22 protein-coding genes and 1 other RNA gene are annotated in these 22,379 nt (G+C 60.3%); 15 read left to right on the forward strand and 8 right to left on the reverse strand.

The annotated features are described in order from the left end of the window. The 3 genes from PMI26_RS24000 to ccoP form a co-directional block, all read left to right on the forward strand. A partial coding sequence (locus PMI26_RS24000; protein WP_007965523.1) for a cbb3-type cytochrome c oxidase subunit II occupies window positions 1–428 on the forward strand: 428 nt, incomplete at its 5' end. A gap of 5 nt (window positions 429–433) precedes the next feature. Next, entirely contained in the window at window positions 434–619 is a 186-nt protein-coding gene (locus PMI26_RS23995; RefSeq protein ID WP_003175465.1) for a CcoQ/FixQ family Cbb3-type cytochrome c oxidase assembly chaperone, read from the forward strand. After that, a complete protein-coding gene (ccoP, locus tag PMI26_RS23990) occupies window positions 616–1,599 on the forward strand; it encodes a cytochrome-c oxidase, cbb3-type subunit III (protein WP_007971439.1) in 984 nt (327 codons plus the stop codon). The genes PMI26_RS23995 and ccoP overlap by 4 nt, the downstream gene beginning before the upstream one ends. Window positions 1,600–1,969: 370 nt before the next feature. Here ccoP and PMI26_RS23985 read toward each other — a convergent pair whose 3' ends face one another. Continuing rightward, window positions 1,970–2,968 carry a metallophosphoesterase family protein gene (locus tag PMI26_RS23985; RefSeq protein WP_007971440.1) on the reverse strand — a complete coding sequence of 333 codons (999 nt, stop codon included), beginning with the start codon at window positions 2,966–2,968 and terminating at the stop codon, window positions 1,970–1,972. A 444-nt stretch (window positions 2,969–3,412) separates the two neighbouring features. Between PMI26_RS23985 and ccoG the strand changes: the two genes are divergently transcribed. From ccoG to PMI26_RS23945, 8 genes are all read left to right on the forward strand, one after another. Then, on the forward strand, window positions 3,413–4,828 hold the full coding sequence (gene ccoG, locus PMI26_RS23980) for a cytochrome c oxidase accessory protein CcoG (RefSeq protein WP_007971441.1): 1,416 nt from the start codon (window positions 3,413–3,415) through the stop codon (window positions 4,826–4,828). A gap of 11 nt (window positions 4,829–4,839) precedes the next feature. Then, window positions 4,840–5,379, forward strand: a complete 540-nt coding sequence (locus tag PMI26_RS23975; RefSeq protein WP_007971442.1) for a FixH family protein — start codon at window positions 4,840–4,842, stop codon at window positions 5,377–5,379. Window positions 5,380–5,533: 154 nt separating this feature from the next. After that, on the forward strand, window positions 5,534–7,987 hold the full coding sequence (locus PMI26_RS23970; RefSeq protein ID WP_007971443.1) for a heavy metal translocating P-type ATPase: 2,454 nt from the start codon (window positions 5,534–5,536) through the stop codon (window positions 7,985–7,987). A gap of 22 nt (window positions 7,988–8,009) precedes the next feature. After that, entirely contained in the window at window positions 8,010–8,228 is a 219-nt protein-coding gene (gene ccoS / locus PMI26_RS23965; protein WP_007971444.1) for a cbb3-type cytochrome oxidase assembly protein CcoS, read from the forward strand. Further along, window positions 8,221–8,904: a sulfite exporter TauE/SafE family protein gene (locus PMI26_RS23960; protein ID WP_007971445.1), complete on the forward strand. Its 684-nt coding sequence runs from the start codon at window positions 8,221–8,223 to the stop codon at window positions 8,902–8,904. Before ccoS ends, PMI26_RS23960 begins: the two co-directional genes overlap by 8 nt. A 200-nt stretch (window positions 8,905–9,104) precedes the next feature. After that, the gene (hemN, locus tag PMI26_RS23955; RefSeq protein ID WP_033047507.1) at window positions 9,105–10,487 is read left to right on the forward strand and encodes an oxygen-independent coproporphyrinogen III oxidase; all 1,383 of its coding nucleotides are present in this window, start codon (window positions 9,105–9,107) and stop codon (window positions 10,485–10,487) included. Window positions 10,488–10,577: 90 nt separating this feature from the next. Beyond that, window positions 10,578–11,312: a fumarate/nitrate reduction transcriptional regulator Fnr gene (gene fnr, locus PMI26_RS23950; protein ID WP_007971448.1), complete on the forward strand. Its 735-nt coding sequence runs from the start codon at window positions 10,578–10,580 to the stop codon at window positions 11,310–11,312. 80 nt (window positions 11,313–11,392) lie between these two features. Continuing rightward, complete coding sequence (locus PMI26_RS23945) at window positions 11,393–11,941, forward strand: adenine phosphoribosyltransferase (RefSeq protein WP_007971449.1); 549 nt, start codon at window positions 11,393–11,395, stop codon at window positions 11,939–11,941. A 132-nt stretch (window positions 11,942–12,073) separates the two neighbouring features. On the opposite strand, the gene PMI26_RS23940 is transcribed toward PMI26_RS23945, so the two are convergent. The 5 genes from PMI26_RS23940 to dnaX all read right to left on the reverse strand — a co-directional run bounded on the left by PMI26_RS23940 (window position 12,074) and on the right by dnaX (window position 17,886). Further along, the gene (locus PMI26_RS23940) at window positions 12,074–13,222 is read right to left on the reverse strand and encodes an acyl-CoA dehydrogenase family protein (protein WP_007971451.1); all 1,149 of its coding nucleotides are present in this window, start codon (window positions 13,220–13,222) and stop codon (window positions 12,074–12,076) included. Between the two features lie 194 nt (window positions 13,223–13,416). Continuing rightward, on the reverse strand, window positions 13,417–14,019 hold the full coding sequence (gene recR / locus PMI26_RS23935; RefSeq protein ID WP_007971453.1) for a recombination mediator RecR: 603 nt from the start codon (window positions 14,017–14,019) through the stop codon (window positions 13,417–13,419). 79 nt (window positions 14,020–14,098) lie between these two features. Further along, window positions 14,099–15,133 carry an NADP-dependent oxidoreductase gene (locus PMI26_RS23930; protein ID WP_007971454.1) on the reverse strand — a complete coding sequence of 345 codons (1,035 nt, stop codon included), beginning with the start codon at window positions 15,131–15,133 and terminating at the stop codon, window positions 14,099–14,101. A 270-nt stretch (window positions 15,134–15,403) separates the two neighbouring features. Further along, window positions 15,404–15,742: a YbaB/EbfC family nucleoid-associated protein gene (locus tag PMI26_RS23925; RefSeq protein ID WP_007971455.1), complete on the reverse strand. Its 339-nt coding sequence runs from the start codon at window positions 15,740–15,742 to the stop codon at window positions 15,404–15,406. A 68-nt stretch (window positions 15,743–15,810) separates the two neighbouring features. Continuing rightward, entirely contained in the window at window positions 15,811–17,886 is a 2,076-nt protein-coding gene (gene dnaX, locus PMI26_RS23920) for a DNA polymerase III subunit gamma/tau (RefSeq protein ID WP_007971457.1), read from the reverse strand. A 123-nt stretch (window positions 17,887–18,009) separates the two neighbouring features. Here dnaX and PMI26_RS23915 point away from each other — a divergent pair, with 123 nt between their 5' ends. Then, on the forward strand, window positions 18,010–18,807 hold the full coding sequence (locus tag PMI26_RS23915; RefSeq protein WP_007971459.1) for a substrate-binding periplasmic protein: 798 nt from the start codon (window positions 18,010–18,012) through the stop codon (window positions 18,805–18,807). 60 nt (window positions 18,808–18,867) lie between these two features. Here the strand turns inward: PMI26_RS23915 and ffs are convergent. Both ffs and PMI26_RS23910 read right to left on the reverse strand, forming a co-directional pair. Continuing rightward, window positions 18,868–18,964, reverse strand: an RNA gene (gene ffs, locus PMI26_RS30365) — signal recognition particle sRNA small type. Between the two features lie 111 nt (window positions 18,965–19,075). After that, complete coding sequence (locus PMI26_RS23910) at window positions 19,076–20,242, reverse strand: zinc-binding metallopeptidase family protein (protein WP_007971461.1); 1,167 nt, start codon at window positions 20,240–20,242, stop codon at window positions 19,076–19,078. 261 nt (window positions 20,243–20,503) lie between these two features. Between PMI26_RS23910 and PMI26_RS23905 the strand changes: the two genes are divergently transcribed. The 3 genes from PMI26_RS23905 to PMI26_RS0129405 are packed head-to-tail and all read left to right on the forward strand — an operon-like array spanning window position 20,504 to window position 22,348. Beyond that, window positions 20,504–20,992, forward strand: coding sequence for an Hcp family type VI secretion system effector (locus PMI26_RS23905; RefSeq protein WP_007971462.1), 489 nt, complete (start codon window positions 20,504–20,506; stop codon window positions 20,990–20,992). Between the two features lie 7 nt (window positions 20,993–20,999). Next, the gene (locus PMI26_RS23900; protein ID WP_007971464.1) at window positions 21,000–21,977 is read left to right on the forward strand and encodes a hypothetical protein; all 978 of its coding nucleotides are present in this window, start codon (window positions 21,000–21,002) and stop codon (window positions 21,975–21,977) included. Then, the gene (locus tag PMI26_RS0129405) at window positions 21,974–22,348 is read left to right on the forward strand and encodes a hypothetical protein (protein ID WP_007971466.1); all 375 of its coding nucleotides are present in this window, start codon (window positions 21,974–21,976) and stop codon (window positions 22,346–22,348) included. Before PMI26_RS23900 ends, PMI26_RS0129405 begins: the two co-directional genes overlap by 4 nt. Window positions 22,349–22,379: the final 31 nt, after the last annotated feature.

Raw genomic sequence — 22,379 nt, forward strand, 5'->3', positions numbered from 1 at the left:
CCAACGGTTGTGTCGGCTGCCACTCGCAGATGATCCGTCCGTTCCGTGCTGAAACCGAACGCTACGGCCACTACTCGGTCGCCGGTGAAAGCGTCTGGGACCACCCGTTCCTGTGGGGTTCCAAGCGTACCGGTCCGGACCTGGCCCGTGTCGGCGGTCGTTACTCCGATGACTGGCAGCGTGCGCACTTGTACAACCCGCGCAACGTCGTGCCCGAGTCGAAAATGCCGGCCTACCCGTTCCTCGTGGAAAACAAGCTCGACGGCAAAGACACCGCCAAGAAAATGGAAGTGTTGCGCACGCTCGGCGTCCCTTACACCGACGAAGACATCGCCGGTGCCAAGGATGCCGTGAAGGGCAAAACCGAAATGGACGCGCTGGTGGCCTATCTGCAAGGCCTGGGCACCATCATCAAAAGCAAACGGTGATTTAGATGGATATCGGGATGATTCGTGGCCTGGGCACCGTTGTCGTGATGGTGGCCTTCATCGGACTGGCACTGTGGGTGTTCAGTCCCAAGCGCAAGTCGGAGTTTGAAGACGCGACCTTGCTGCCTTTCGCGGATGATCCCGAAGCCATCAAGCACGTCGAGCAAGCTTCTAGGAGTAACAAAGAATGACTACATTCTGGAGTCTGTACGTCACAGTCCTCAGTCTCGGTACGATCTTTTCCCTGACCTGGCTGCTGCTGTCGACCCGCAAGGGCCAGCGCACCGAGCAGACAGACGAGACGGTCGGGCACTCCTTCGACGGGATCGAGGAGTACGACAACCCGCTGCCGAAATGGTGGTTCATGCTGTTCGTGGGCACCATCATCTTCGCACTGGGCTACCTGGCGCTGTATCCGGGCCTGGGTAACTGGAAAGGCCTGCTGCCGGGTTACGGCTACCTCGACAACGAGAAGCAGACCCCCTTCGCCAACGGCCAGACCGGCTGGACCGGCGTCCACGAGTGGGAAAAGGAAATGGCCAAGTCGGACGCCAAGTTCGGTCCGATCTTCGCCAAGTTCGCAGCCATGCCAATCGAAGAAGTGGCCAAGGACCCGCAAGCCCTGAAGATGGGTGGGCGTCTGTTCGCCTCCAACTGCTCGGTCTGCCACGGTTCCGACGCCAAGGGCGCCTATGGCTTCCCTAACCTGACCGACGCCGACTGGCGTTGGGGCGGCGAGCCGGAAACCATCAAGACCACCATCATGGGCGGCCGTCATGCGGTGATGCCGGCGTGGGCTGAAGTGATCGGCGAGCAAGGCGTGGCCGACGTGGCCGCGTTTGTCCTGACCAACCTCGATGGCCGCAAGCTGCCGGAAGGCGCCAAGGCCGACCCGGTTGCCGGGCAGAAACTGTTCGCCGCCAACTGCGTGGCGTGCCACGGTCCGGAAGGCAAGGGCACCCCGGCGATGGGCGCACCCAACCTGACTCACCCGGCAGCGTTCATCTACGGTTCGAGCTTCGCTCAACTGCAGCAGACCATCCGTTACGGCCGTCAGGGCCAGATGCCTGCGCAAGAGCAACTGCAAGGTAACGACAAGGTTCACCTGCTGGCCGCTTACGTCTACAGCCTGTCTCACGGTGAAAAAGCTCCGGAAGCCGAGTCTCAGTAAGACCTGCGCTTTCGGCAACAGGAAAGGCCGCGCCAGTCATCTGGCGCGGCCTTTTTTATGGTTGTTCACGCAACTCCGGGGAGCACCGATACCTGTAGGAGCGAGCTTGCTCGCGATGGAGGTCAACGATGACGCGGGGAGCCTGACACCCCGCGGTGCTCTCAGGTTTTTCGCGAGCAAGCTCGGCCTCGTGCTTGATGGTGCACGTGTTCCCCTGTAGGAGCTGCCGGAGGCTGCGATCTTTTGATCTTGATCTTCAGCAATCTCCAGATCGCAACAGCAAAAGCAAAATCAAAATCAAAAGATCGCAGCCTCCGGCAGCTCCTACAGATATTTCCCCCCGGGAATCCGTGAAGAACTTCTTATATGGTCAGCCGGCAAAAATCGATTTCACCGGCACCGTCCTGATCAACTGACGCGCCTGCCAATCGTTGTTCTCCACCAGACTGACATCCAGTTGCTTGCGATCCTCGGAAAAGCTGGCAATCAGATAAGTCTCCTGGGAAGCGCCACCACTGAGAAACATCGGCACTCCATTCAGGCTGGAGACCTGTCCTCCGTCCTGATGGTAGTGACCCGCAAAGATAGCCGTGACCTCATACTTGGCGACCATTTCGCGGAAACGTTTTACTTGCTCCCAATCCCCCATCATGCCGTCCGGCTTGTGCATATTGATGATGATCGCGTAGCCCTGAGCCCGGGCAATCCTGAGATCTTTCTCCAGCCAGTCGAGCGAACTGGTGATTTCGAATGTCGTCGGGTTCAACGGACTAGAGATGCGGACACTGTAGGTCGGCTCATTATTGAGTTGTACCATATGAACCTCGCCTATATTTTTCGAGTAAGCGAGACTACCCGCATACAACGTACTTAGAACCCCACCCACTATGTCCAGGTCAAACTCATCGACCTTACCCTGGTGATGCTCTTTGAAGTCCACGATACTGCCTGCAGCGCAGCTATTACTAAAACAATCATCCACATTATTTTGATAGTCATGATTGCCCAGACCGTACAGGTAGTCATCACCAAAGTATTTATTCAATACCGAATTAATGTAGGAACGCTGCCACCCATGACCGAACGCCGTCATGTCGCCATTGATCATCAGGGGCACCTGCGACGGCGAGCCATGCTTCATGCGGAAGTCGGCAATGCTCGAGAACTGGCTATCCACCAGCCACTTGGAGCGTTTTTCAAAATCCGCAGCGGACTCAGGCTCGTCACTATCGGATTTTTCCGTCCATGGATATTGCGGATCAGACGCAAAAACCATATGACGAGGCATCCCTTCGACCGCATGCGCAACAGTAGATGCCGAGAACAACAACAGACAGGCAAAAACCTTGAAACTTTCATAAATAAACATAGAAACAGCTTCCATCCATAGAATTGATAACGCACGAATAGAATTTATCCGCACCCAACCCTTAAACTATTGGACAGAAAACAAAACATCAAACAATCAAACCGGAACAGTCAAGTTAAGATATTTCCCGCGCATCGACCCACTGATATCCGCGCCCCGCCGATATGGACTGATTGTTTACACTAACCGCAACAACACAGGCCACCTCATCGTCAACGAATGCGCGCGGCCTTGCTGAAAACCGTCCATACTTCACAAGTCAATTGACTCAGATCACGTTTTGTTACATTCGCTACACCATTCATGATTTTTACCCAACGCGACCAAAGGTCGCACCCGCAGGCTAGAGCGACAGGCGTATCATTGCGCCACTGCAACACCCCTTTTTGACCGCGGTCGGCACGTACTGACCGAGGCACTTTTCCACTGCCGTGGGATGCAATGATGAGCAACCAGATTCCGGTACACGACGTCACTCCACCCACCAAGAACGCGAACAACAGCGTCGACCTCTACGCCTCCAGGGAAAAAATCTACACCCGCGCCTTCACCGGCCTGTTCCGCAACCTGCGGATGACCGGCGGTGCCCTGTTGTTCCTGCTGTATTTCGGTACGGTGTGGCTGGATTGGGGCGGTCATCAGGCGGTCTGGTGGAACCTGCCGGAGCGCAAGTTTTTCATTTTCGGCGCCACCTTCTGGCCCCAGGACTTCATCCTGCTGTCCGGCATGCTGATCATCGCCGCGTTCGGCCTGTTCTTCATCACGGTGTACGCCGGACGGGTCTGGTGCGGTTATACCTGCCCGCAAAGCGTCTGGACCTGGATCTTCATGTGGTGCGAAAAGGTCACCGAAGGTGATCGCAACCAGCGCATCAAGCTCGACAAGGCGCCGATGAGCGCCAACAAGTTCCTGCGCAAGTTCAGCAAGCACAGCCTGTGGCTGTTGATCGGTTTCGTCACCGGCATGACCTTCGTCGGTTACTTTTCGCCGATCCGCGAACTGGTGTTCGACTTCTTCACCGGTCAGGCCGATGGCTGGTCTTACTTCTGGGTCGGTTTCTTCACCCTCGCCACTTACGGCAACGCCGGCTGGTTGCGCGAACAGGTGTGCATCTACATGTGCCCGTACGCGCGCTTCCAGAGCGTGATGTTCGACAAGGACACCCTGATCGTTTCCTACGACCCGCGCCGCGGCGAAAGCCGTGGCCCGCGCAAGAAAGGCATCGATTACAAGGCCCAGGGGCTGGGTGACTGCATCGACTGCACCATGTGCGTCCAGGTCTGCCCGACCGGTATCGACATCCGCGACGGCCTGCAAATCGAATGCATCGGCTGCGCTGCCTGCATCGATGCGTGCGACGCCATCATGGACAAGATGGAATACCCGCGCGGGCTGATCAGCTACACCACCGAGCACAACCTGTCCGGGCAGAAAACCCATAAACTGCGTCCACGCCTGATCGGCTATGCCGTGGTACTGCTGGCGATGATCAGCTTGCTGGTGACCGCGTTTTTCATGCGTGCGCTGGTGGGTTTCGATGTCAGCAAGGACCGCGTGCTGTACCGCGAGAACGCCGAAGGCCGGATCGAAAACGTCTACAGCCTGAAAATCATGAACAAGGACCAGCGCGACCATACCTACCTGCTCGAAGCTGCCGGCCTGCCGGATCTCAAATTGCAGGGCCGGCGCGAGATCAAGGTCGCGGCCGGCGAGATCGTCAGCCAGCCTGCCGAGCTGTCCGTCGCGCCGGAAAAACTGCCGTCGAGCACCAACGAGGTGAAATTCATCCTCAAGGATGCCGATGACGACAGCGTCCACATTGAAGCCAAGAGCCGGTTCATCGGCCCACAAATTCGTTGAGAGAACTGAACATGCCCGCAGCAACTGCCGCAAGCCCCTGGTACAAGCACCTCTGGCCGTGGATCATCATCGGGATCCTGGCCTGCTCGGTGACGCTGACCTTGTCCATGGTGACCATCGCGGTGAAGAACCCGGACAACCTGGTCAACGACAACTACTACGAGGCCGGCAAAGGCATCAACCGCTCCCTCGACCGTGAGCTGCTGGCCCAGAACCTGAAAATGCGCGCCAGCATTCATCTCGATGACGTGACCGGCGAAGTTGACCTGCGCCTGAGCGGTGACAGCCATCCGAAAACCCTGGAGCTGAACCTGATCTCGCCGACCCAGCCGGAAAAGGATCGCAAGATCACCCTGACCCGCAGCGAAACCGAACAGGGTCGCTACATCGGCCAACTGAGCGACAAGATCGAAGGCCGGCGTTTTGTCGAATTGCTCGGCACCCAGGACGACCATATCTGGCGCATGTTCGAAGAAGAACTGGTCAACCATGACAAGGATCTGCTGCTCGGTGATGAGCCTCTGCAAGGCGCCGAAGACCTGAAAAAATAAAGAAGCGCTTCGCGCATCGCGAGCAAGCTCGCTCCCACAGTTGATCACCGCCGTGCTCAGAACCTGAGTACACCTGTGATCCCTGTGGGAGCGAGCTTGCTCGCGATGAGGCCCTATCAGACGCCAGAGATTCAGCAGTACTAGTGAATACTCCATGACCACCACCCCACTCCCCTGCTACCACTGCGCCCTGCCCGTCCCGGCCGGCAGTCGCTTTACCGCCGTCGTACTCGGGGAGTCCCGCGAGTTCTGCTGCCCGGGTTGCCAGGCCGTGGCCGAGGCCATCGTCGCTGGCGGCCTGGATAGCTATTATCAGCACCGCAGCGAAGCCTCGGCCAACCCCGAGGCGCTACCGGTACAACTGGTCGACGAACTGGCGCTTTATGACCGCGCCGATGTGCAGCAGCCCTTTGTCCGCCACGAAGGCGCAATGGCCGAAACCACGCTGCTGATGGAAGGCATCAGTTGCGCCGCCTGCGGCTGGTTGATCGAGAAACACCTGCGCACCTTGCCGGCGGTGGCCGAAGCGCGCCTGAACCTGTCCAACCATCGCCTGCACGTGCGCTGGAGCGACGCGCAACTCCCCCTGAGCCGGGTCCTCAGCGAACTGCGCCACATCGGGTATGCCGCACACCCCTATCAGGCCGACCGCGCCAGCGAACAACTGGCCAGCGAAAACCGCCTGGCCCTGCGCCAGCTTGGCGTGGCCGGATTGCTGTGGTTCCAGGCGATGATGGCGACCATGGCCACCTGGCCAGAATTCAACATCGACCTCAGTCCAGAACTGCACACCATCCTGCGCTGGGTCGCGCTGTTCCTCACCACCCCGATCGTGTTCTACAGCTGCGCGCCGTTTTTCAAAGGCGCCATGCGCGATCTGCGCACCCGCCACCTGACCATGGACGTTTCCGTGTCGCTGGCCATCGGCAGCGCCTACGTCGCCGGGATCTGGACCTCGATCACCGGGGTGGGCGAGCTGTATTTCGATGCCGTCGGCATGTTTGCCCTGTTCCTGCTCGCGGGGCGCTATCTGGAACGGCGCGCCCGCGAGCGCACGGCCGCCGCCACCGCGCAACTGGTGAATCTGTTGCCCGCCTCGTGCCTGCGCTTGACGCCTGAAGGCCAGAGCGAACGCATTTTGCTCAGCGAACTGCGCATCGGTGATCAGGTACTGGTTCACCCAGGCGCCATTCTCCCGGCTGACGGCAAGATCCTCGACGGCCAGTCGAGTATCGACGAGTCGCTGCTGACCGGTGAATACCTGCCGCACCCTCGCACCCTCGGCGATGCGGTCACCGCCGGCACCCTGAACGTCGAAGGCGCACTGACCGTCGAGGTTCAGGCCTTGGGCCAGGACACGCGCCTCTCGGCCATCGTTCGCCTGCTCGAGCGTGCCCAGGCCGAAAAGCCGCGCCTGGCGGAAATCGCCGACCGCGCCGCGCAATGGTTCCTGCTGTTTTCACTGATCGCGGCTGCGGCCATTGGCCTGTTGTGGTGGGAACTGGACTCATCGCGAGCCTTCTGGATCGTGCTGGCGATGCTCGTGGCGACCTGTCCTTGCGCCTTGTCGCTGGCAACGCCGACCGCCCTCACTGCGGCCACCGGCACCTTGCACAAACTCGGCCTGCTGCTGACCCGCGGCCATGTACTGGAAGGCCTGAACCAGATCGACACAGTGATTTTCGACAAGACCGGTACCCTCACCGAAGGCCGGCTGGCGCTGCGCTCGATCCGCCCCCTCGGCGCCCTCGACAGCGACCAATGCCTGGGGCTCGCCGCCGCCCTGGAAAACCGCTCCGAACACCCGATTGCCCGCGCTTTCGGTCGTGCGCCGATGGCGGCCGAAGAGGTCCATAGCACCCCGGGTCTTGGCCTGGAGGGACTGGTTGAAGGGCGACGCCTGCGCATCGGTCAGCCGGGATTCGTCTGCGAACTCAGTGGCGCCGTAGTGCCGCCGATGCCCGATGAAGCCGGCCAATGGCTGCTGCTCGGCGACAGCGAAGGGCCGCTGGCCTGGCTCGTCCTCGATGATCGCTTGCGCGCCGATGCGCCAGCCTTGCTGGCCGCGTGCAAGGCGCGAGGCTGGCGCACGCTGTTGTTGTCCGGTGACAGCTCGCCGATGGTCGCCAGCGTGGCGGCAGAACTGGGCATCGATGAAGCGCGCGGCGGCCTGCGCCCGGACGACAAACTGCAAGTCCTGCAACAACTGCACAAGGAAGGTCGCAAGGTGTTGATGCTGGGTGACGGCGTCAATGACGTGCCGGTGCTGGCGGCTGCGGATATCAGCGTCGCCATGGGCTCGGCCACCGACCTGGCGAAAACCAGTGCCGATGCGGTGCTGCTGTCCAACCGCCTCGACGCGCTGGTGCAAGCCTTCAGCCTGGCGCGGCGCACCCGTCGGGTCATTATCGAGAACCTGTTGTGGGCAGGGTTGTACAATGGCCTCATGTTGCCCTTCGCCGCCCTCGGCTGGATCACTCCGGTCTGGGCGGCGGTAGGCATGTCGATCAGTTCGTTGACCGTGGTGCTGAACGCGCTGCGCCTGACTCGAATGCCGAGCGAGCGCGCCCTCGACACCCCGCCAGAAACCCGCCCGCTGCCGGCCTGAGCCGCGCGGGCATGGAGTCCAGATGCCAGCTCTTTACGTGATGATTCCCGCTGCGCTGCTGATCGTGGCCATCGCCGTCTATATCTTCTTCTGGGCGGTCGACAGCGGGCAGTACGACGACCTCGACGGCCCGGCCCACAGCATCCTGTTCGACGACCAGGACCCTAACCACACCGCCGCCGTGGACGAAGCCAGCGGCCAACCGGCCAAACCGCAAGACAAGGCCCCGCCCCATGCTTGAACTGGCGCCACTGCTGGTATCGGCGCTGATCCTCGGCTTGCTCGGCGGCGGCCACTGCCTGGGCATGTGCGGCGGCTTGATGGGCGCGCTGACCCTGGCGATTCCCAAGGAGCAACGCAGCCGGCGCTTTCGCCTGCTGCTGGCGTACAACCTGGGGCGGATTCTGAGTTATGCCTGCGCCGGACTGCTGATCGGCCTGGCCGGATGGGCCGTGGCCAGCAGCCCGGCGGCGATGTTCCTGCGCATCCTCGCCGGCTTGCTGCTGATTGCCATGGGCCTGTACCTGGCCGGCTGGTGGAGCGGCCTGACCCGTATCGAAAGCCTCGGTCGAGGCTTGTGGCGGCACATCCAGCCAGTCGCCAACCGGTTGCTGCCGGTATCGAGCGTTCCGCGCGCGCTGCTACTGGGTGCGCTCTGGGGCTGGCTGCCGTGCGGCCTGGTTTACAGCACCTTGCTATGGGCGGCCAGCCAGGGCAACGCGCTGGACAGTGCACTGTTGATGCTAGCGTTCGGGCTGGGCACCTGGCCGGTGTTGCTGGCGACCGGCCTCGCCGCCGAGCGCGTCACCGCAGTGTTGCGCAAGCGCAGCGTGCGGATGGCGGGTGGGGTGCTGGTGATGTTGTTCGGCATCTGGACCTTGCCGGGACCGCATCAGCATTGGCTCATGGGTCATTAAACCGGCGGCGCGCCCATCGCGAGCAAGCTCGCTCCCACAGGTTTTGTGTACACAGCGACTCCCCCTGTGGGAGCGAGCTTGCTCGCGATGAGGCCCTCACAAACGACAAAGATTCTGACCTTGATGCAAATCAAGATGCCCCACCCCGCCCTCGCATAAAGTGGCCGACACTGCCAGCCTATCCGGGGAATGCCCGCATGATGCTCGACGCCATTCGTTGGGACACTGATCTGATCCGCCGTTATGACCTGGCGGGACCCCGCTACACCTCGTACCCGACCGCGGTGCAATTCAACAGCCAGGTCGGCACCTTCGACCTGTTTCACGCCCTGCGCGACAGCCGCAAGGCCCAACGCCCATTGTCCCTGTACGTGCACGTGCCGTTCTGCGCGAACATTTGCTACTACTGCGCCTGCAACAAGGTCATCACCAAGGATCGCGGCCGGGCGCAGCCGTATTTGCAGCGCCTGGAACAGGAAATCCAGCTGATCGCCTGCCACCTCGACCCCACGCAGAAAGTCGAGCAACTGCACTTCGGTGGCGGCACGCCGACCTTTCTCAGCCACGACGAACTGCGCCAGTTGATGGCGCACTTGCGCAAGCACTTCAATTTGCTGGACGACGATTCCGGCGACTACGGCATCGAGATCGACCCCCGCGAGGCCGATTGGTCGACCATGGGACTGCTGCGCGAACTGGGCTTCAATCGGGTCAGCATCGGCCTGCAAGACCTTGACCCGGCGGTGCAGCGAGCGGTCAATCGCCTGCAAAGCCTGGAAGAAACCCGCGCGGTGATCGACGCTGCCCGCACCTTGCAGTTTCGCTCGATCAACATCGACCTGATCTACGGCCTGCCGAGACAGACGCCGGAGAACTTCGCCCGCACCGTCGAAGAGGTCATCAACCTGCAACCGGACAGGCTATCGGTGTTCAACTACGCCCACCTGCCGGAACGCTTCATGCCCCAGCGGCGCATCAACAGCAATGAACTGCCGACACCCGCGCAGAAACTGGAAATGCTGCAGCGCACCATCGAGCAACTGCTCAGCGCCGGTTACCGCTACATCGGCATGGACCACTTCGCCCTGCCCGACGACGAGCTGGCGATCGCCCAGGAAGAGTCGACCCTGCAACGCAATTTCCAGGGCTACACCACCCACGGTCATTGCGATCTGATCGGCCTCGGCGTCTCGGCAATCAGCCAGATCGGCGACCTCTACTGCCAGAACAGCAGCGACCTGAACCACTATCAGAACACCCTGGCTTCTCTGCAACTGGCCACCAGCCGCGGTCTGCTGTGCAATGCCGATGACCGGCTGCGGCGCGCGGTGATTCAGCAATTGATCTGCAATTTCACCCTGGAATTCTCCGACATCGAACAGGCCTTCAACATCGATTTCCAGGGCTACTTCGGCGAACTCTGGCCCCAACTGCAAGGCATGGCCAAAGACGGGCTGATCGAACTCGATCGCGACAGGATCACCATCCTGCCCGCCGGGCGATTGTTGGTGCGTTCGGTGTGCATGGTGTTCGACGCGTACCTGGAACAACACAACCGCCAGCGATTTTCACGGGTGATCTAATTCTGCAAGCTAGCGTCCCGGACTGGCCTCGATCTCCTATGGTGAGTTACCCTTACGTCTTATGTGTGAATTCCCACAAGGATTGAAGAAATGTCCGAGCCAGTAAAACAGCGCGCTCATAGTCAAGCCCATTGCAAGGATTGCAGCCTGGCCCCTCTTTGCCTGCCACTTTCGCTGAATCTGGAAGACATGGATGCGCTGGACGAAATCGTCAAGCGCGGCCGGCCGCTGAAAAAGGGCGAGTTTCTGTTTCGCCAGGGCGATACCTTCGATTCTGTCTACGCCGTCCGTTCCGGTGCGCTCAAGACCTTCAGCCTGAGCGACGGCGGTGAAGAACAGCTCACCGGTTTCCACCTGCCCAGCGAACTGGTCGGCCTGTCGGGTATGGACACCGAAAAGCACCCGGTGTCGGCACAAGCCCTGGAAACCACCTCGGTGTGTGAAATTCCTTTCGAACGCCTCGACGAACTGGCCCTGCAACTGCCGCAGTTGCGCCGTCAGTTGATGCGGGTGATGAGTCGCGAAATCCGTGACGACCAGCAGATGATGCTGCTGTTGTCGAAAAAGACCGCCGACGAACGCATCGCCACCTTCCTGGTCAACCTGTCGGCACGTTTCCGCGCCCGGGGTTTTTCCGCCAATCAGTTCCGCCTGAGCATGTCGCGCAACGAAATCGGCAACTACCTGGGCCTGGCGGTGGAAACCGTGTCCCGGGTCTTTACCCGCTTCCAGCAAAACGAGCTGATTGCCGCAGAAGGCAAGGAAATCCGGATTATCGACCCGATCCAGCTGTGCGCCCTGGCCGGTGGCTCGCTGGAAGGCTGAAACAAAACGTTGCGGCTGAGCGAAACGGTTCAGCCGCCGTTATACTGCGTCGTTTGCAGCCCTGCCAGGACACCTAGACGATGGTCTTCGACTCCTTCGACATCAAATCCCTCATCCGCCCTGTCATCGACTTCCCGAAACCGGGTGTGATCTTTCGCGATATCACCCCGCTGTTCCAGTCGCCCAAGGCCCTGCGCCTGGTGATGGACAGCTTCGCCCACCGCTACGTCGAGGCTGACTTCACCCACATCGGCGCGATGGACGCCCGTGGCTTCCTGATCGGTTCGGTACTGGCCTATCAGTTGAACAAGCCGCTGGTGCTGTTCCGCAAGCAAGGCAAGCTGCCGGCTGACGTACTGGCCGAGGGTTATGCGACCGAATACGGCGAAGCCTTCCTGGAAGTGCACGCCGACAGCCTGTGCGAAGGGGATTCGGTGGTGATGTTCGATGACCTGATCGCGACCGGCGGCACCCTGATTGCCGCCGCCAACCTGATCCGCCGCATGGGCGCGCGGGTGCATGAAGCGGCGGCGATCATCGACCTGCCGGAGCTGGGTGGTTCGCAGCGCCTGGAGGACATGGGCATTCCGACGTTCTGCCTGACGCAGTTTGCGTTGAGCGATAAGTAATCTGGCGCCTGTACTGACGCCTTCGCGAGCAAGCCCGCTCCCACAGTGAATTGCATTCTTCCTGACAGAACGCAGTCAAATGTGGGAGCGGGCTTGCTCGCGAATGGCGTCAGTCGCTACACCGCAAAAAATTCAAAGCCCCATCTGCTTGCTGATGATCTCGTTCATCACTTCCCGCGTCCCGCCGCCAATCGACAGGATCCGGTTGTCGCGGTACAGCCGCTCCACCAGGCTCTCGCGCATGTATCCCAGCCCACCGAGTATCTGCACCGCATCGGTCACGATCCGGTCTGCGGTATCCGTCGCAAAATTCTTGGCCATGGAAATTTCCTTGATCACGCTCTGCCCCGCCGCCATCTTTGCCGCCTGGCGGTAAGTGAATTCCCGGGATACCTCCAGCGCGGTCGCCATCTCGGCGAGGCGATGCTTGATCACCTGAAACTTGCCGATCGGTTTGCCAAAGGCCTCGCGCTGGCGCGCCCACTTCAGGCTCTCCTCCAGCGCCAGCTGTGCCGTCATGTTGGCCATCAGTGACAGGGCCAGGCGTTCGCTCTGGAAATTGCCCATGATGCAGGCAAAGCCCATGCTCTCGGCGCCGATCAGGTTTCCCACGGGCACCGGGCAATCATCGAAGAACAGTTCGGCGGTGTCTGACGCCCACCAGCCCATTTTCTTCAGTTGCCGTCCTACGGTGAAACCGGGCGTGCCCTTTTCGATCAGCAACAGGCTGATGCCGGAGAAGCCCGGCTCACCGGTACGCACCGCGACGGTATAAAAGTCCGCACGCACACCACTGGTGATAAAGGTTTTGCTGCCATTGACCCGGTAAAAGTCGCCATCGCGCACGGCGCGGGTTTGCAGGTTGGCGACGTCGGAACCGCCGCCGGGCTCGGTGATGGCGAGGGCGCTGATTTTCTCTCCCGACAACACCTGGGGCAGCACACGATCCCGCACTTCGGGTCGTGCCCACTTGAGAATGGGCGGCAAGCCGATATCCAGTGAACCAAGCCCCGCTACCAGCCCGCCTGAGCCGCAGCGCATCAACTCTTCACTGGCGGCAATCTTGGCGAACAGATCCCCTTCATGGCTGCCTCCGTAAGCCTGCGGGTAGCCAATGCCGAGAATCCCCGCTGCGCCGGCCTTGAGGTAGAGCTCGCGAGGAAAGCTTTCGGCTTCTTCCCACTGGTCGATATCGGGAAGGATCTCGCGTTCGACGAAACGTCTGACGCTGTCACGGACCAATTGGTGGCTGGGGTCGAAGTATTCCTGAAAGGCAGGCATCGGCGAGCTCCACTGAAGGGGTCAGTGAAGTTAACCGAGCGCTTGCTTGGTTTTCAACAGGATTGTGTCATTCAGACGGACCGCGTCGCCTGCATCGCGAGCAAGCTCGCTCCCACATTGGTTTTATGTACGCCGCACTACCCTGTGGGAGCGAGCTTGCTCGCGATGGCGTCAGCATGGACGCCACATGAACTTCAGAGCGAAATCGGCTTGCGCCCGGCAAACGAATGCGCCAGCGTGCCGCCATCCACCAACTCCAGCTCACCACCGAGCGGCACGCCATGGGCGATCCGCGAGGCGATCAGGCCTTTGCTGCTGAGCAACTGGGCGATGTAATGCGCTGTGGCCTCACCTTCCACGGTCGGGTTGGTCGCCAGGATGACTTCAGTGAAAGTGCCGGCCTCTTCGATCCGCGCCATCAATTGCGGGATGCCGATGGCTTCCGGCCCCAGACCGTCGAGCGGCGACAGGTGCCCCTTGAGCACGAAATAGCGCCCGCGAAAACCGGTCTGCTCCACCGCATAGACGTCCATCGGGCCTTCCACCACGCAGAGCACGGTGTCGTCGCGACGGGTATCGGCGCATTGCGGGCACAGATCATCTTCGGTCAGCGTACGGCACAAGCGGCAGTGACCAACCCCTTCCATGGCCTGGCTCAAGGCCAGCGCCAGGCGCGAACCGCCGCTGCGGTCACGCTCGAGCAACTGCAACGCCATGCGCTGGGCGGTTTTCTGACCCACGCCTGGCAAAATTCGCAGGGCATCGATCAGTTGGCGAATCAAAGGGCTGAAGCTCATGGTGGAAAAGTCCGACAAAACAACGAGACGCGGTTTATACCCGCGCCTCGGTTGAGCGTCAAATTGCAGCGTCAATTACTCAGTCCCGGGAAACCCGAACCACCAGTTTGCCGAAGTTGCGCCCCTCCAGCATGCCGATGAACGCATCGGGAGCCTGTTCCAGGCCATCGACCACGTCTTCGCGGAATTTCACCTTGCCATCGCGCACCCAGGGCGCCATGGCACTGAGAAATTCCGGCTGGCGATCACCATAGTCATCGAACACGATGAAGCCCTGGATGCGCACCCGCTTGGTCAGCAGGGTGCGCTGCAACAGGGGCAGGCGATCCGGCCCGCTCGGCGCTTCATGGGCGTTATAGGAGGCGATCAGGCCGCACAGTGGAATCCGCGCCTTGGGATTGAGCAACGGCACCACGGCGTCGAAGACCTTGCCGCCGACGTTTTCGTAGTAGATGTCGATGCCCTTGCCGCAGGCCTTGGCCAGTTCATCGGCAAAGTCCGGGCTCTTGTGGTCGATGCAGGCGTCGAAACCCAACTCGTCGACCACATAACGGCACTTGTCCGCCCCGCCGGCCACACCGACCACACGCAGCCCCTTGATCTTCGCCACCTGGCCGACCACCGACCCCACTGCGCCTGAGGCCGCTGCAACCACCAGGGTTTCGTCGGCCTGGGGCTGGCCGATGTCCATCAGGCCCATGTACGCGGTCATGCCCGGCATCCCCAGCACCCCAAGGGCCATCGACGCACTGGGCAATCCCGACGGCACCGGGATGATGCAGCGCCCGTCATTGATGCTGTGGCTTTGCCAACCGGTGGCACCGACCACCAGGTCACCTTCCTGAAATTTCGGATTGAGCGAGCGCTCGACCCGGCTGACCGCGCCCCCGGTCATGACTTCGCCGATTTCCACCGGTGCGGCGTAGGACGGAGCGTCGCTCATGCGTCCGCGCATGTAGGGATCCAGCGACAGGAAAACGGTCTTGAGCAGCACCTCACCGTCGGCGAGCTCCGGCAACGCCACCCGCTCCATGCGGAAGTTTTCCGGCGTTGGCGCGCCGACCGGGCGTGAAGCCAGGACAATGCGTTGATTGAGGGTCATGGGGTCGGACATGGCAGCGTCTCCTGTGGTCGATGGGGTTGGGTGATATAGGGAGCAGACCTTTGTGGCGGTATGGCGTTCGATGTGTTTTCAGTTGCACCGGGGTGAATTCTTCGCGAGCAAGCCCGCTCCCACACTGGATTTGTGTACGACGCCCACCTGTGGGAGCGGGCTTGCTCGCGAAGGCGCCATCGCGGACGACACATACCCAACAGACAGAAACAAAAATGCCAGGCGCAATGCCTGGCATTTTTTGTAGCTCATCTGCCGCCTGAAGGCGAATCAGAATGGCAGTTTCATGCCCGGCGGCAGTTGCATGCCGGCAGTCATGCTGCCCATCTTGTCCTGGCTGTTGGCTTCGATCTTGCGCACGGCATCGTTGACCGCGGAGGCGATGACCGCTTCCAGCATTTCCTTGTCGTCTTCGCTCATGCCTTCGACCAGGCTCGGGTCGATGGTGACGCTCTTGACGTCATGACGCCCGGTCATCACCACGGTGACCATATCGCCACCGGCCTTACCGGTGACTTCGGCGTTGGCCAGCTCTTCCTGCATCTTGGCCATTTTTTCCTGCATCTGCTGCGCCTGCTTCATCAGGCCGGCCATGCCACCTTTCATCATGGTAATCACCTCAAAAGTACTTGGATCAAAACAGCGCCCGGCGCAATGTAGCCGAGCGCCTTCAGTTATTAGCCCTGAGTGACCAGAGCGTCGACAGGTTCAATAGTATCGTTACGGACCACCGCACCGAACTGCTGCATCATTTGCTGGATGAACGGATCGCCGTGGATCGACTCCTCCGCCTCGCGCTGTCGGTTGGCGCGGCGACGAGACGCCGCTTGTGCCGGGGTTTCCTGCTCGGGCTTGATCAGCTCGATGCTCAGGGTCAGCGTGCGCTGGTGATACTGGTTCAGCGCATCGTTGAGGCGACGCTGCTGAGTGGCGTTGAACAAGGCACTGTGGGCCGGGTCCAGGTGCATCAGCCAACTGTCGCCATCCACCGCGATCAGCGTGCAGTTGGCGGCGATGCTGCCGGTCATGCCGGAAATCGGCAATTTCGGGAACAGCTCCAGCCATTGCAGGGCCAGGCCGGTGGCCGGCATGGCCGCGGGCTCAGGCTCGGGCTCCGGCGCCGGGTCGGCGGCATGCTCGCTGGCCAGTTCGTCGAGGTAACTGTAGGCCGAATCCATGTCCGGCTCGATGTAATCCTCGTCCAGCGGCGGCTCGTCATCCAGGTCCATGCCCGGTGTTGCGGCATCGACCTCGGCCACCGAAGGCTCCGGGATTGGCGCCGCAGCCCACTCCGGGGCGTCCGGCACCACGCTGTCCGGCGTCGGTAGCGGCATCGGCGGTAATTCGGGTTGTTCGCTGGCGGTTTCCAGCACCGGCTCCACCGCCGGTTGCTGAACCGGGGCTGGCGCGACCGGGTCATTCCACGGCAGGTCGACCACCTCATCGACCACGGCCGCTTCAACCACAGGCACAGGTTCTGGCACAACGACCGGCGCCACCGGTTCCGGTGCAGGCGCAGGAGCTGCCACTGGCGCAGCCGCTATCGGTACAACGGCCGCAGCGGCTACCGGCGCAACGACCTGCGCGGCAGCCACTGAGTTTGCGGAATCAACTGTGGCCTGGCTGATCCCCACTGGCTTTAGCGGTTGCCTCGGGGCATCCGCGGTGTCGGCGGGCCGGAATGCCAGCATCCGCAGCAACACCATTTCAAAACCGCCCCGGGGATCCGGCGCCAGCGGCAAGTCGCGGCGGCCGATCAGGCCCATCTGGTAGTAGAACTGCACGTCTTCGGCCGGCAAGGCCTGGGCCAGTGCCAGCACGCGATCGCGGTCGCCGTGACCGTTATCGACACCTTCCGGCAAGGCCTGGGCGATGGCAACACGGTGCAGCACATTGAGAATTTCCGAGAGCACGCCATTCCAGTCCGGGCCTTGTTCGGCCAGGTGGCGGACGGCTTCGAGCAACGCCCTGGCATCGCCTTCGATCAGCGCATGCAGGACGTCGTAGACCTGCCCGTGATCGAGGGTCCCGAGCATCGCCCGCACATCGGCGGCCAGTACCTTGCCTTCACCGAAGGCAATCGCCTGGTCGGTCAGGCTCATGGCATCACGCATCGAACCATCGGCAGCACGGCCCAGCAACCACAGGGCATCGTCCTCGAACGGCACGTTCTCGACACCCAGCACGTGGGTCAAGTGCTCGACAACCCGTTCCGGCGTCATGTTCTTCAGGGAAAACTGCAGGCACCGCGACAGAATCGTTGCCGGAAGTTTCTGCGGATCAGTGGTCGCCAGGATGAACTTGACGTAGGGTGGCGGCTCCTCGAGGGTTTTGAGCAGCGCGTTGAAGGAATGGCTGGAGAGCATGTGCACTTCGTCGATCAGGTAGACCTTGAAGCGCCCGCGGCTCGGGGCGTACTGCACGTTGTCGAGCAATTCACGGGTATCTTCGACCTTGGTGCGGCTCGCGGCGTCGATCTCGATCAGGTCGACAAAGCGGCCTTCGTCGATTTCGCGACACACCGAACACTCGCCACAGGGGGTCGACGTGATACCTGTCTCACAGTTAAGGCATTTGGCAATGATCCGCGCGATGGTGGTCTTGCCGACCCCACGGGTACCGGTGAAGAGGTAGGCGTGGTGCAGCCGCTGGCTGTCCAAGGCATTGATCAGAGCCTTGAGCACATGGGTCTGGCCGACCATTTCGCGGAACGAGCGCGGACGCCATTTACGTGCAAGAACCTGATAACTCATCGAAAACCGTCGCAGCGAAGGAAGCAGAAGCGGCTAATGCTAGCGGAGCAAGGCACAAATTGCATCCGGTGCGCTCGTGTATTGTGGCTAAGCTGCACATCACAGGCATTTAACGGAGTGTTTATGCGGCTGGCCTTGGGGACATTGCTGTTGATCAGCCTGGACGGCGTAGCGGCGCCAGCACCGCTGCGCTTCGTGATAACCGACAGCTGGAGCATGCCCATGGTGCAGCTTGAGCGGGGCAAACCGACCCAGGGCATCCTGTATGACATGATGCTCAGCCTCGCGACCCAGGTCGGCGTACCGGCCGAGTTCCACGTATTGCCCCGCCGGCGCATACAAGGCGCCATGGAGCAAGGCGAGGTCGATGTCCGCTGTTATGCCGCGCAATCGTGGCTGCCTGAACAGCCTGGCGATTATCTCTGGAGCATCCCGCTCTTCACTCAGCCTGACGTGTTGATCACCCGGCATGCACCGCCCGACGCAGTCAAACCCGCCGACTTGCCACAACAGCCCGTTGGCACCGTGCTGGGCTACAGCTACCCGACCCTGCAGCCGCTGTTCGACAGCGGCCAACTGCAGCGCGACGATGCACGCAATCAGGAACAAGTGCTGGAAAAGCTCCTGGCCGGCCGCAATCGTTATGCCGTCAGCAATCAATGGAGCCTGGACTGGTTCAATCACCGCCTGCTGCCGGAGCAGCAACTGCAAAGCGTGGCAGTGCTGCAGGAAAACCGTCTCGGTTGCTACGTTCGCAACGACCCACAGGTCCCGGTGCAGAGCATTCTGCGCACCCTGGCGCGGATGAAGATGTCCGGGGAGATCGATGAAATTGTTCGGCTGTATATCGGTGGCGAGCCGGCGGCTGTGGATAAAGCGCAAACGACGAAAAACCGCCTCGGAGAAGATCCTGGCAGCTAGCGGAAGTCTGTATTGAAGAAGATGACGCGAGAGAACACTCGCGTGGCGTTAAGGTGGTAACCCTACCAGCCACACCCCGGCACACAATGTCACCGCTGCGGCTGCTCCCTTCCAGGCCTGACCGGGTTCACGGCTGATCGTTGCGGGGGGACCGATAGGGTCACCATAACGACGCTCACCTGTCGGCGAGCCGCGCCATTGTACCTATCTGAGGCGAAGTTACAACCGTTGGTTTCGGAATAAAAACATGAGGGGCTTCAAGCACTTGCTATTGCGCCTCAAGCACCGCATCCACCCTGCCGCCCGCCTGTTGAATCACCAGATGAATGAAATGCAGCTTGGCAACGACAGCAGGCGGCAGGACGAAGGGGTAGAAATCCGGCTGCCCCATGCTGCGTGACAGCTCGTTGAGCATGCCGGCCAGTTCGATCCAGGCGTTGACGAACGACAGGAAAGCCGCGCCGCCGGGATGCTGCGGATCGTAGAGGGTTTGGGGTGGAAACGGCTGATAGTCGAAGTCCATTTCCCGGGCGCTCATGCCAAACCCCAGCGCGGTGTCCACGGCGTCCATCATGTGCAGGTAATGCGCCCAGGTTTCCGCCCAGTCTTCCCACGGGTGCATGGTCGCGTAGGCGCTGACGCAGTGCTGCTGCCAGTCGAGCGGCGCGCCCTGCTGATAATGGCGTTCAAGGGCATCGGCGTAGCTCGCGCGTTCATCGCCGAACAAGCCGCGAAAAGGCTCAAGCCAATGGCTATGGGCGATCAATCGGTCCCAGTAGTAATGCCCGACTTCGTGACGAAAATGCCCGAGCAAGGTGCGATAGGGTTCGTGCATTTGCAACCGCACCTGCTCGCGGTGCGCGTCGTCGGCTTCCTTGATATCGAGGGTGATCAGGCCGTTGGCGTGGCCGGTAGTCGGCGGCTTGCCTTCAAGGTCAACGCCGATGAAATCGAAGGCAAGGCCAGTCTCTTCATCGACGGCCCTGGGAATCACCTGCAACCCCAGGCTGACCAGTTGCGCGACCAGACGCCGCTTGGCGGTTTCCACCTTGCGCCAGCGCTCGTGGTTTTCGGTGATCGACAGGTCGGGAATGGTTCGATTGAGGCTGCAGGCAATGCACAAGACCTCTTGGTCATTGGCAGGCAGCAACCAATTGCAGGCCGCCGGAGAATCGAGGTTGGCGCAGCGTCGAAACAGGCCTGCCCCGGGATCGACATCAAGCAACCAGGTGCCCGCTTGCTCACCCGGCCGCAGTGAGGACAAGCGACTCTGCCCCGGCTGATAACCCAACGCCGCTGAACACGCCAGGCACTGGCTGTTGCGAAAGAACAGCGACTGCCCGCAACGACAGGACCAGACCTTGCTGCTGCGTGAACGCTCATCCGTGAGCGGCGCACAAATGCGCGAGCTGAGCTGTTCGAAGAAAGGGTGCATGGCGATCTCTCCCTGGGGCTTGCCAAGACTAGATCACGGATGGCTGTCGAACGTTCCGCCTTTTTGCTGATTTCAACTGGCAGTCTGCAACAAATGAATCTTTTGCTACCTATGGATTTACGGATACGTCCTACAGCCCCACCAAGCAACACCGAGTAGGAAAAATCTGATTTTGCCCATTAGCAGCTTCTGGATGAGCCATGCCTGCCTGGAAGGCCGTACATTTCCTCCCGCAAAACTTGATTGCCAAGGAGAGGTCGCATGGCGTTTGACGCATACATCAAAATCGAAGGTATTCCGGGCGAAGCGCTGGACGACAAGTACCGTGACTGGATCGAGGTCGACGGATACAGCTTTGGCACTCGTCAAAGCACTTCAGCCACCGCCAGCTCTGCCGGTGGCGCTACGGCCGGACGTACAACGTTAAGCAACTTCACCTTTACCAAGGTTCTGGACAAGTCCAGCTGCAAGTTGATGGAGGCCAGTTGTGCGGGTGAACACCTGAAACAAGTCACGCTGGTGCTCAGCCGTGCAGGGACTGACAAACTCAAATATTTCGAGATCGTGCTCGAAGAAGTCATCATTGCCGACTACATGCAAAACGCCAGCGCCGGCATTCCCGTAGAAGTCGTGCAACTGGACTACGGCCGCATCAAGACCGTCTATACCCAACAAAAACGCAGCGATGGCGCCGGCGGCGGCAATGTAGCCGGTGGCTGGGATCGCATCGGCAACAAACGTTATTCGTGAGGCTGACATGGCACAGCCTCTGGCGTTCATCAATTCAAAATCCCAGACTTACGCATCCCTCAAGGCGCAACTTGGCCTGACCGGCATCGCCAAAAGCAAGTTCGATGCACTCAACAGCCACATCGCCAATACGGTGGTACTGGCGGGTGAACTCGTGATCATTGGTGACGTGTCGACTTCATTGAGTACCAGTGAAGAGGCATACCTGATGGCCAGGGCAAGCGAAATACACATCGCCCTGCTGACCAATCAGGTCGACGCCGATGACTTCCTGCTCGACAACTTCGAACTGCTCCAGGGCATGCTCGCCCACGGCACTATCGGCGCCGGTGTCGTCAGCGACGGCTGGAGCAAACACATGACCGCGATCAAGAGCACCCTGGAGGAAATCGAACAAGTCCATAAAGACTACCTGCGCAGCGGTTCAATAACCGCCCGGGACCGGTTTTACACCGAACGCGCCAGGTTGTTCGGCAAGCTGGAAACACAACTGGGCAATGTAGCGTCCTACGGTTCCGGGCTTCGTTATCAAGGCTCGATAAAACGGATGCTGGGGATTTCGACCAAGAGCTACATGAGTACGGGCGAGATTGCCGGTTATGCACAAAAGGTCAGCGGTGTAGCCAGGGCGGCGAAGCTGATCAAGCGAGGGGTTTATATTGGTACTGCGCTGGACGTTGCTTCTGCCGGGCTGAATATCCGGCAGGCGTGTGTGTCTGGACGGGAGGAAGAGTGTAAAAAAGCCAAGTATGTGGAAGGATCTTCTTTGATTGGAGGCCTGGCGGGTGGAGCCCTTGGTGGCTCTATAGGCTCTCGTGCGGGAATGTTCGGCTGCATGTTTGTCTTGGGTGTTGCTAGCGGCGGAACTGGGGCATTGGTATGCGCTGTGGCAGGGGGCGCAGTAGGGGGTGTGACAGGAGGATCATTGGGAGGAGCCGTAGGGGAAAACTTCGGTGAGTATCTGTATGGAGATATGGCGCAATGAGCCATGCCCCCCTCGGCCTGGTATCAGTCATCCTTTTCGCACCGTTTATCCTGACAACCATTTGGGTATTTTTAATGGTTCATATCTATACAGAAAAAGCGGAAAGCTTGCTGCCAAACAGCAAGCTCGTAAAAGATAATAAAAAGCTGTTTTCTCAAATGGGCCTTATGGGAAAAGCCACAAGCAATGGGGTGATCACCCATATTCTCCTAATGCCAAAGCTTTTCGCAAAGAAAGGCTTGGTGGATGCCAACGAAGTCAAAAACTTCCCAAGAAAACTGAAATTGATACTGACCCTATCATGGGGTTCTAGCTCATTTTTCCTTTTCGCCCTGATCGCAGTCGATATTTACAGTAGATATTTTCTGTAATTGATCGCCTGAGGCCAATGGTAGCTTTAGC

This window comes from Pseudomonas sp. GM33, assembly GCF_000282295.1.
GTDB lineage: Bacteria > Pseudomonadota > Gammaproteobacteria > Pseudomonadales > Pseudomonadaceae > Aquipseudomonas > Aquipseudomonas laurylsulfatiphila.

What these genes read in the sequence shown, in the direction of transcription:
- PMI26_RS23995 (WP_003175465.1), top strand. Translation starts at nt 434, where the DNA reads ATGGATATCGGGATGATTCGTGGCCTGGGCACCGTTGTCGTGATGGTG.
- ccoP (WP_007971439.1), top strand. Translation starts at nt 616, where the DNA reads ATGACTACATTCTGGAGTCTGTACGTCACAGTCCTCAGTCTCGGTACG.
- PMI26_RS23985 (WP_007971440.1), bottom strand. Translation starts at nt 2,968, where the DNA reads ATGTTTATTTATGAAAGTTTCAAGGTTTTTGCCTGTCTGTTGTTGTTC.
- ccoG (WP_007971441.1), top strand. Translation starts at nt 3,413, where the DNA reads ATGAGCAACCAGATTCCGGTACACGACGTCACTCCACCCACCAAGAAC.
- PMI26_RS23975 (WP_007971442.1), top strand. Translation starts at nt 4,840, where the DNA reads ATGCCCGCAGCAACTGCCGCAAGCCCCTGGTACAAGCACCTCTGGCCG.
- PMI26_RS23970 (WP_007971443.1), top strand. Translation starts at nt 5,534, where the DNA reads ATGACCACCACCCCACTCCCCTGCTACCACTGCGCCCTGCCCGTCCCG.
- ccoS (WP_007971444.1), top strand. Translation starts at nt 8,010, where the DNA reads ATGCCAGCTCTTTACGTGATGATTCCCGCTGCGCTGCTGATCGTGGCC.
- PMI26_RS23960 (WP_007971445.1), top strand. Translation starts at nt 8,221, where the DNA reads ATGCTTGAACTGGCGCCACTGCTGGTATCGGCGCTGATCCTCGGCTTG.
- hemN (WP_033047507.1), top strand. Translation starts at nt 9,105, where the DNA reads ATGCTCGACGCCATTCGTTGGGACACTGATCTGATCCGCCGTTATGAC.
- fnr (WP_007971448.1), top strand. Translation starts at nt 10,578, where the DNA reads ATGTCCGAGCCAGTAAAACAGCGCGCTCATAGTCAAGCCCATTGCAAG.
- PMI26_RS23945 (WP_007971449.1), top strand. Translation starts at nt 11,393, where the DNA reads ATGGTCTTCGACTCCTTCGACATCAAATCCCTCATCCGCCCTGTCATC.
- PMI26_RS23940 (WP_007971451.1), bottom strand. Translation starts at nt 13,222, where the DNA reads ATGCCTGCCTTTCAGGAATACTTCGACCCCAGCCACCAATTGGTCCGT.
- recR (WP_007971453.1), bottom strand. Translation starts at nt 14,019, where the DNA reads ATGAGCTTCAGCCCTTTGATTCGCCAACTGATCGATGCCCTGCGAATT.
- PMI26_RS23930 (WP_007971454.1), bottom strand. Translation starts at nt 15,133, where the DNA reads ATGTCCGACCCCATGACCCTCAATCAACGCATTGTCCTGGCTTCACGC.
- PMI26_RS23925 (WP_007971455.1), bottom strand. Translation starts at nt 15,742, where the DNA reads ATGATGAAAGGTGGCATGGCCGGCCTGATGAAGCAGGCGCAGCAGATG.
- dnaX (WP_007971457.1), bottom strand. Translation starts at nt 17,886, where the DNA reads ATGAGTTATCAGGTTCTTGCACGTAAATGGCGTCCGCGCTCGTTCCGC.
- PMI26_RS23915 (WP_007971459.1), top strand. Translation starts at nt 18,010, where the DNA reads ATGCGGCTGGCCTTGGGGACATTGCTGTTGATCAGCCTGGACGGCGTA.
- PMI26_RS23910 (WP_007971461.1), bottom strand. Translation starts at nt 20,242, where the DNA reads ATGCACCCTTTCTTCGAACAGCTCAGCTCGCGCATTTGTGCGCCGCTC.
- PMI26_RS23905 (WP_007971462.1), top strand. Translation starts at nt 20,504, where the DNA reads ATGGCGTTTGACGCATACATCAAAATCGAAGGTATTCCGGGCGAAGCG.
- PMI26_RS23900 (WP_007971464.1), top strand. Translation starts at nt 21,000, where the DNA reads ATGGCACAGCCTCTGGCGTTCATCAATTCAAAATCCCAGACTTACGCA.
- PMI26_RS0129405 (WP_007971466.1), top strand. Translation starts at nt 21,974, where the DNA reads ATGAGCCATGCCCCCCTCGGCCTGGTATCAGTCATCCTTTTCGCACCG.